The organism is Peribacillus sp. Hz7 (assembly GCF_042136355.1).
GTDB classification, from domain to species: domain Bacteria; phylum Bacillota; class Bacilli; order Bacillales; family DSM-1321; genus Peribacillus; species Peribacillus asahii_A.
Map to the genome: position 1 here is coordinate 140,724 of NZ_JBHHJV010000010.1, position 7,135 is coordinate 147,858.

General features: G+C 40.2%; 10 protein-coding genes. 1 reads left to right on the plus strand and 9 read right to left on the minus strand.

Going from position 1 to position 7,135, the window contains the following annotated elements:
• Positions 1-2 precede the first annotated feature (2 nt).
• The 9 genes from tgt to ACE199_RS14905 all read right to left on the minus strand — a co-directional run bounded on the left by tgt (position 3) and on the right by ACE199_RS14905 (position 6,720).
• Complete coding sequence (gene tgt / locus ACE199_RS14865) at positions 3-1,142, minus strand: tRNA guanosine(34) transglycosylase Tgt (protein ID WP_375350465.1); 1,140 nt, start codon at positions 1,140-1,142, stop codon at positions 3-5.
• A 37-nt stretch (positions 1,143-1,179) separates the two neighbouring features.
• On the minus strand, positions 1,180-2,208 hold the full coding sequence (gene queA, locus ACE199_RS14870; protein ID WP_375350466.1) for a tRNA preQ1(34) S-adenosylmethionine ribosyltransferase-isomerase QueA: 1,029 nt from the start codon (positions 2,206-2,208) through the stop codon (positions 1,180-1,182).
• Between the two features lie 154 nt (positions 2,209-2,362).
• Positions 2,363-2,569, minus strand: coding sequence for a DUF2905 domain-containing protein (locus ACE199_RS14875; protein WP_375350467.1), 207 nt, complete (start codon positions 2,567-2,569; stop codon positions 2,363-2,365).
• Positions 2,566-3,564 carry a Holliday junction branch migration DNA helicase RuvB gene (gene ruvB / locus ACE199_RS14880; protein ID WP_127761496.1) on the minus strand — a complete coding sequence of 333 codons (999 nt, stop codon included), beginning with the start codon at positions 3,562-3,564 and terminating at the stop codon, positions 2,566-2,568. Before ruvB ends, ACE199_RS14875 begins: the two co-directional genes overlap by 4 nt.
• Positions 3,565-3,575: 11 nt before the next feature.
• Entirely contained in the window at positions 3,576-4,181 is a 606-nt protein-coding gene (ruvA, locus tag ACE199_RS14885) for a Holliday junction branch migration protein RuvA (RefSeq protein ID WP_127761497.1), read from the minus strand.
• 79 nt (positions 4,182-4,260) lie between these two features.
• Positions 4,261-4,767, minus strand: a complete 507-nt coding sequence (locus tag ACE199_RS14890) for a BofC C-terminal domain-containing protein (RefSeq protein ID WP_252290978.1) — start codon at positions 4,765-4,767, stop codon at positions 4,261-4,263.
• Between the two features lie 143 nt (positions 4,768-4,910).
• Positions 4,911-5,528 (minus strand): YhcN/YlaJ family sporulation lipoprotein, encoded by a 618-nt coding sequence (locus ACE199_RS14895; RefSeq protein WP_375350468.1) that lies wholly within the window; start codon positions 5,526-5,528, stop codon positions 4,911-4,913.
• 72 nt (positions 5,529-5,600) lie between these two features.
• Positions 5,601-6,542 carry a phosphotransferase gene (locus ACE199_RS14900; RefSeq protein ID WP_375350469.1) on the minus strand — a complete coding sequence of 314 codons (942 nt, stop codon included), beginning with the start codon at positions 6,540-6,542 and terminating at the stop codon, positions 5,601-5,603.
• Positions 6,532-6,720, minus strand: a complete 189-nt coding sequence (locus ACE199_RS14905) for a hypothetical protein (RefSeq protein WP_375350470.1) — start codon at positions 6,718-6,720, stop codon at positions 6,532-6,534. Before ACE199_RS14905 ends, ACE199_RS14900 begins: the two co-directional genes overlap by 11 nt.
• A 77-nt stretch (positions 6,721-6,797) precedes the next feature.
• On the opposite strand from ACE199_RS14905, the gene ACE199_RS14910 reads away from it, so the two are divergent.
• The coding region (locus ACE199_RS14910; RefSeq protein WP_375350471.1) for a hypothetical protein at positions 6,798-7,135 on the plus strand (338 nt) is incomplete at its 3' end.

Genomic DNA, 7,135 nt, shown 5'->3' on the forward strand with positions numbered 1-7,135 from the left:
AATTAGAAGTTTTTCGCATTCGGTTTATTAAAACCATACTGTTCAAAAAACTCTTCCCTAAAGTCTCCAAGACGATCTTCTCTAATAGCTTGTCTGACCTGTTCCATTAAGTTTAACAGAAAATGAAGATTATGATAAGTCGTAAGTCGAATTCCGAACGTCTCTTCACATTTAACTAAGTGGCGAATATAAGCACGACTGTAGTTTTGACAAACATGACAAGTACAGTTTTCATCGAGCGGACCGAAATCACGCGCATACTTCGCATTTTTTACAACAAGTCGACCATTGCTTGTCATCAACGTTCCATTACGTGCAATGCGTGTTGGAAGAACACAATCAAACATATCAACTCCGCGAATTGCTCCATCAATTAAAGAGTCAGGAGACCCTACACCCATTAAATAACGAGGTTTATCAGCTGGTAGTAGTGGTGTTGTAAAATCTAGAACGCGATTCATAATGTCCTTTGGTTCTCCAACAGACAGGCCGCCAATTGCGTAACCTGGGAAATCTAAAGACACCAAATCTTGAGCACTTTGCTTACGAAGGTGTTCATATTCGCCGCCTTGAACAATCCCAAATAACCCTTGATCTTGCGGACGTTCATGTGCTTTTAAGCAGCGTTCAGCCCAACGAGATGTACGCTCAACCGATTTCTTCATATATTCTTCTGTTGCAGGGAATGGCGGACATTCATCAAACGCCATCATAATATCAGAACCCAACGCATTTTGAATCTCCATCGCTTTTTCAGGAGATAAAAATAATTTATCGCCATTCAAATGATTTCGAAAGTGAACGCCTTCTTCTTCAATTTTACGAAAATCGCTTAAACTGAACACTTGGAATCCACCCGAATCTGTTAAAATCGGACGATCCCAGTTCATAAATTGATGTAAACCGCCTGCTTCTTTCACAATATCATGACCTGGACGTAACCACAAATGATATGTATTACTTAAAATAATACCTGCCCCCATTTGTTTTAATTCCTCAGGTGACATCGTTTTTACAGTAGCCATCGTTCCAACCGGCATAAATGCTGGTGTTTCAAAAGAGCCATGCGGCGTATGAACAATACCCAGCCTCGCCCCTGTTTGTTTACATGTTTTAATGTGTTCGTATCGTATTGCTGTCAACTCATATAACTCCTTTCAAGAGCAATTCACTCTTATATCACTTAATAAACATCGCATCTCCAAAACTAAAGAATCTGTATTTCTCTTCCACAGCTAGATTATAAGCATGAAGCACGTTCTCTCGACCAGCTAGCGCACTAATTAGCATAATTAACGTAGATTTAGGCAGATGGAAATTGGTAATCATAGCGTCAATTCCTTTAAATTCATAGCCGGGATAAATAAAAATACTTGTCCAACCACTTTCTTCTTTAAACACACCGTTATGGCGTGAAGCAATCGTTTCCAGTGTTCTCGTTGAAGTAGTTCCAACCGTAATAATGCGTCCGCCATTTGCTTTCACTTCATTTAACAAATGAGCAGTGCCTGCTGTCATTTGATAAAATTCTGAGTGCATATCATGATCATCAATATCCTCGACATTTACCGGACGAAATGTACCGAGGCCAACATGAAGCGTAATAAAGGCAATATGAACGCCCATCTCCTTCACCTTTGCTAACAGCTCTTTCGTAAAATGAAGTCCGGCTGTTGGCGCTGCTGCTGAACCGCGTTCTCGTGCATACACCGTCTGATAACGGTCTTGGTCATCCAATTGCTCTTTAATATAAGGAGGTAAGGGCATTTCTCCTAATTCTTCAAGCACTTCATAAAAAATCCCGTCATACTGGAATTGTAACATGCGCCCACCATGCTCAAGTACACCTGTACAAACAGCCTTTAATTTCCCACCTCCAAAGACAATCGTTGAACCTTCTTTAATTCGTTTCGCTGGTTTCACAAGCGTTTCCCATTCATCGTCTTGCTGCTGTTTTAATAACAGCACCTCTATATTAGCACCCGTATCTTCCTTGCTTCCATGCAGACGCGCAGGCAGTACCTTTGTATCATTTAATACTAAGCAGTCGCCTGGTTGCAGATACTCTGTAATATGTTTGAATACATCGTGCTGTACGTCTCCCGTTTCTTTATCTAACACCATCAGTCTGCTTGCTTCCCTATTTTCCAATGGGACTTGAGCAATCAATTCCTCCGGCAAATGAAAATCAAATAAATCTAATTTCACTTCTTCCACTTCCTTATAAGTTCAATCTTGAAGTACCTTTCATACTTAGGCTATGTTAATTTATTATGTTAATTCATGCGCTTTTTTTGGACTGTTCATATGGAATCGTTGTTCTTAGATAAGCAAAAAAACACCACAGTATGTAACAGAGCCATTATTTAAACCTTCCAATAACATAAAAAATCGCCGATAAAATCAAGCTGACAATAATCGACGTGACAATCGGAAAATAAAACGTTGTATTCTCTTTTTTAATGACAATATCACCTGGAAGTTTACCAAGATTAATAAATTTCATCGCAAAGCCAATAATAAAAAGAATAACACCAAGAGCCATCAAAATCTTAGGCAGCCCTGTCATTTCGGCACCTCCATTTGAAAATGCTCATATACAAGAGGTGTGGCCATTCGACCACGAGGGGTTCTTTGTAAGAAACCAATTTGTAATAAATACGGTTCATATACATCTTCAATCGTATGAGCTTCTTCTCCGATTGTCGCCGCAATCGTTTCTAGCCCTACTGGTCCACCGCGGAATTTTTCTATAATTCCTTTGAGAAGCTTATGATCAATATGATCAAGGCCTAGGCGATCAACTTGTAAAAGCTCTAAAGCATAGTCAGCTAGTTCCTTTGTAATTGTACCATCCCCACGCACTTGAGCAAAATCTCGTACTCTTCGAAGCAGACGATTGGCAATTCGAGGCGTACCGCGTGATCTTCTCGCAATTTCCCCTGCCGCTTGCACATCCATTTCTGTATCCATAATAACCGACGTTCGCATGACGATATCTGTTAATTGATACTCCGTATAATATTCTAAGCGACTCAATACGCCAAAGCGATCACGTAACGGGGCCGATAAAGCACCGGCTCTTGTCGTAGCTCCAACTAAAGTAAAAGGCGGAAGGTCAATCCGTATTGAACGCGCCTCAGGCCCCTTCCCAATAACAATATCAAGACAAAAATCCTCCATAGCAGGATACAATACCTCTTCTACAGCACGCGGCAAACGATGAATTTCATCAATGAATAACACATCTCCTGGTTCAAGCGCACTTAGAATCGCCGCCAAATCACCAGGCCTTTCAATAGCAGGTCCAGATGTTGTACGAATATTTACGCCCATTTCATTCGCAATAATAACCGCTAATGTCGTTTTCCCAAGACCAGGTGGTCCATATAATAGTACATGATCAAGTGTTTCTTCACGCATCCGTGCCGCTTCAATAAACACACTTAAATTTGCCTTGACCTTATCTTGGCCAATATATTGCTGTAATGTTTGTGGTCGCAAGCTTTGTTCAAAGGACAGTTCGTTCGAATCAACCTCCTGATTCACTATTCTCTCCTCCATTACGCCACCCCTTATCTTAACATCATTTGTAATGCTTTTTTAATATACTGTTCCGTCGTGAATGTCTCTGCACCAAGCTGCTTTGCTACTTTTTGCACTTCTTTATCCGAATAACCTAGTGCCTTTAAGGCAAGAATGGCTTCATCTAGTTCCGTTGACTTCGTTTCTACGCGCTCACTCGGTTCATGAAATAAACTCGGAAAAGCATCGGGAATAATATGTTCCAGTTTCCCTTTTAAATCCAAAATCATTTGGCGTGCTGTTTTCTTCCCGACACCTGGGAACTTCACAAGAAATGATTCATCCTCCTGTTCAATAGCCTGAACCACTTGATCAACTTGACCAGATGCTAAAATAGCAAGCGCCCCTTTGGGACCAATTCCCGTTACACCTAAGAGTTTCATAAATAACGCCTTTTCTTGACGTGTTTGAAATCCGTAAAGTGCAATTAAATCCTCTCGAACATACTGATATAAATAAATTTGAATTTCTTTTTTTAATTGATTGGAAAAAACAAAAGGATTTGGTGTCACAACCTGATACCCAATTCCCCCATTTTCTACTACTATGTATTCCGGTCCAATATAGTCGACCATTCCTTTTAAATAATCATACAAATCTCTTCTCTCCCTGATTTTGCTGTATCTCTCATTGTACCATAGATTGAGGAATTTGCGGAAGGAAGAATCTATTATCCTAATGAGCGGAGTTAGAAGGCATCGAATATACTCTATATTCCTTAATTAAGTTAGTAAATTGTTCCTTACTGATAATCGGAATACCTTGCTGTAATTCCTCCTGTTGATAGGCCTCAAGCTTTCCAACATCCAATTGAAAGAAAGTATGAATCACTTTTTCATACTCTGGTTTTCCATTAAAAATAGACAACGTTCCATCTTCTGTCATGCCGAAATAACCGTTCGCTTTAAGCAAAGGGGAAATATCATTTTCGAATTTATGCAGCACAAGATGTTCTTTTGTCTGTTCAACAATTTGCCACTCTCGATATTTTTTTTGAAACTGAGCCATCGACCCAATGACTTCCATTACTTTTTCTTCGCTCAGCTCTCCATCTAAATATTCGCGTTGAAGAATGACCTTTCTTTCAATAGGCTGGTACTCTTGAATCGATAGTTCTGCTGATCCCGTCCAGACGAAGGAAAAAAACAGGAACATGAAACAAGCCAGAATTCGTATTATCATAACCCTCACCTCTTGCGGTATCTGCTTTTTTTATTAGTGTGACCGAATAAAAGCTTTTTAACCAAAGGCTATGTTAATGAATATTGTTTAACAAAGGTAAACAAAAAAGGACTGACTCCAAGATTGAAGTCAGTTCATGTTGATTACCTAAGATGATCTTCGTGAATGTCCAGATTATCAAATAAATCATCTGCATCTAAAATCACTACGTCTGTCGGACCTCCATCACGTAAATTGTTATCAAGTGTCATCGTGCGGTAATATACCCCTGTATCTGTTGTTACATGAAGAGTTCGCCCTTTAACAAGCGGCTGTACTTGTTCGATAACAACATTCTTAATCGCTCTTGCTTGTGCATAATCATCAAGCAAAACCGTTATAAGTACATCCTTTTGCATCACAATTGCCCGAGTATCCTTCACATTTGGAATAGAATTGACCTGACGATTAATACGATCGACGAGATTACCTTCATAAGAATTATAATATGAAGACTTCGCATGAAGTGGTTTACTCGCGTGACCATGATAATTACGGTCTCTTTCACTGTAGCTATCATTGCCATTGTGTAAACCATCTTCCGCATCATCTAACATCGGTATTTCATTATTTATATTTCGAACAAGCTGATCTTTTTCTGTTGACTGATAGCTCGTTCGGTTAAGGAAGTTTTCATTTTCTGTTGCTTGTTGGTTATTACAGCCGCTTAGTCCCACTACTACCGCTAGGCATAAGGGCCCTATCCATAATTTCTGTCGCAATAACAACCCCCCTTTGATTGCTCATTTATAGCATTGATAACAAGGGGGGATTTTACTCTGTTAGTTATTGCCCTATTTAGAAACGAGCTGTGCCAACTGCTTATTCAACTCCATTCGTTTCTCAAAATCTTCAACGGTTATTTTCCACACATGATCTAAACGAAAACGTGTTTTAAATAAAAGGTTCCACTCACGAAAAATATCAGACGGATAAGCAAGGGCATACAAAAAAGCTGGATTTTTTTTATATGCTGCAATTTGCCGATACTTCCAAACGTCCTTAGACGGGTTATCCAAATGAGGTAAAATCCGATTCGCATATTGTAAATAATCTATCATACGTGGAGCTTTAGCAATTAAATCAAAATCAATTAAAGCCAGTGTCCCGTCTTCCTTACGGAGAAAATTATGATGGGCACAGTCCCCATGAATAATCGTATTGGTTTCTTGATTTATCTCCTTTTGATAAGTCTCTAAGCCCTTTAAGGACCACTCTGCCCAAGCAATCCATTCTTCTAAAATAGACTCTGGAATATGCTCGCGAATATATGGCACATTTTGTCGGAATAAAGCTAAGCGATCTCTCCATTTATTTAATTGATTATAAACGGGAAGTGATGGTAATGAAATCTGGTCAGCACTGTTATGAAATGCTTCTAACAGCTGCGCTCCTTCTTTTCGATTAGACTCATTAGCAAAATTAAATTTATTGGCACTTGGCGGCAAAAATTCAATAAAACTGTACCACATGCCATCTAGCTGAAATGGTTCTGGCTCACTGTACATACTATACGTACGGTCAAAACCCTTTTGTTTTAATAAAGAGGTCAACACTTGCTGACGATACCATTTCTCACGACTAGTAAAGCCCTTTAAAATAAGGGGAGGATGATTTTTAAAGGTAAGTAAATACACATCCCCTTGAAGTTGCTTCATTCTCTCCGGTCTGCTTTTTAACGCTTTAATTTTAGAAAAAAGGCGATTTTTAAAGCGATGATTTCGACTAAAAGTCATTGCTTTCCTCAGCATACGTTGGCATACCAAATGTCTCAGGCGCACGAACCCCACCGAATTGATCTGGAATAAAAGGTCCTGGCTGACCGCCAAAGTGTCCTGGTACATTCATGCCCGGCTGTCCACCGAATGGAATGGTCGCATATGGATTATCTTGTTGTGGCAGATACGGATTCAAACCATGCTCCCCTGAATAATCTTGTTGCTCTGCTGGATTCTCTCGTTGAGTATTTTTATATTGACCTGACATATGCTTTGGCTGAGCATACATATTTGGAAATGGCTGTTGATAAGGCGACTGTGTTTGGGTTCCCGCAAATGGTTGCTGGTACGACGGCGACGCTTGGGTACCTGGCTGTTGTTGATACGGTGGCTGTGCTTGGGTTCCCGCAAATGGTTGCTGGTACGGCAGCTGTGCTTGTTTGCTTGGCTGTTGATATAGTGGTTGCGCTTGGGCTCCTGCAAATGATGGCTGATATGACGGCGGCGGTTGGATGCCTGGCTGTTGATATGATGGTTGTGCTTGGGTTGCTGCAAATGATGGCTGATATGACGGCGGTGCTTGGGTGCCTGGCTGTTGATATGATGGTTGT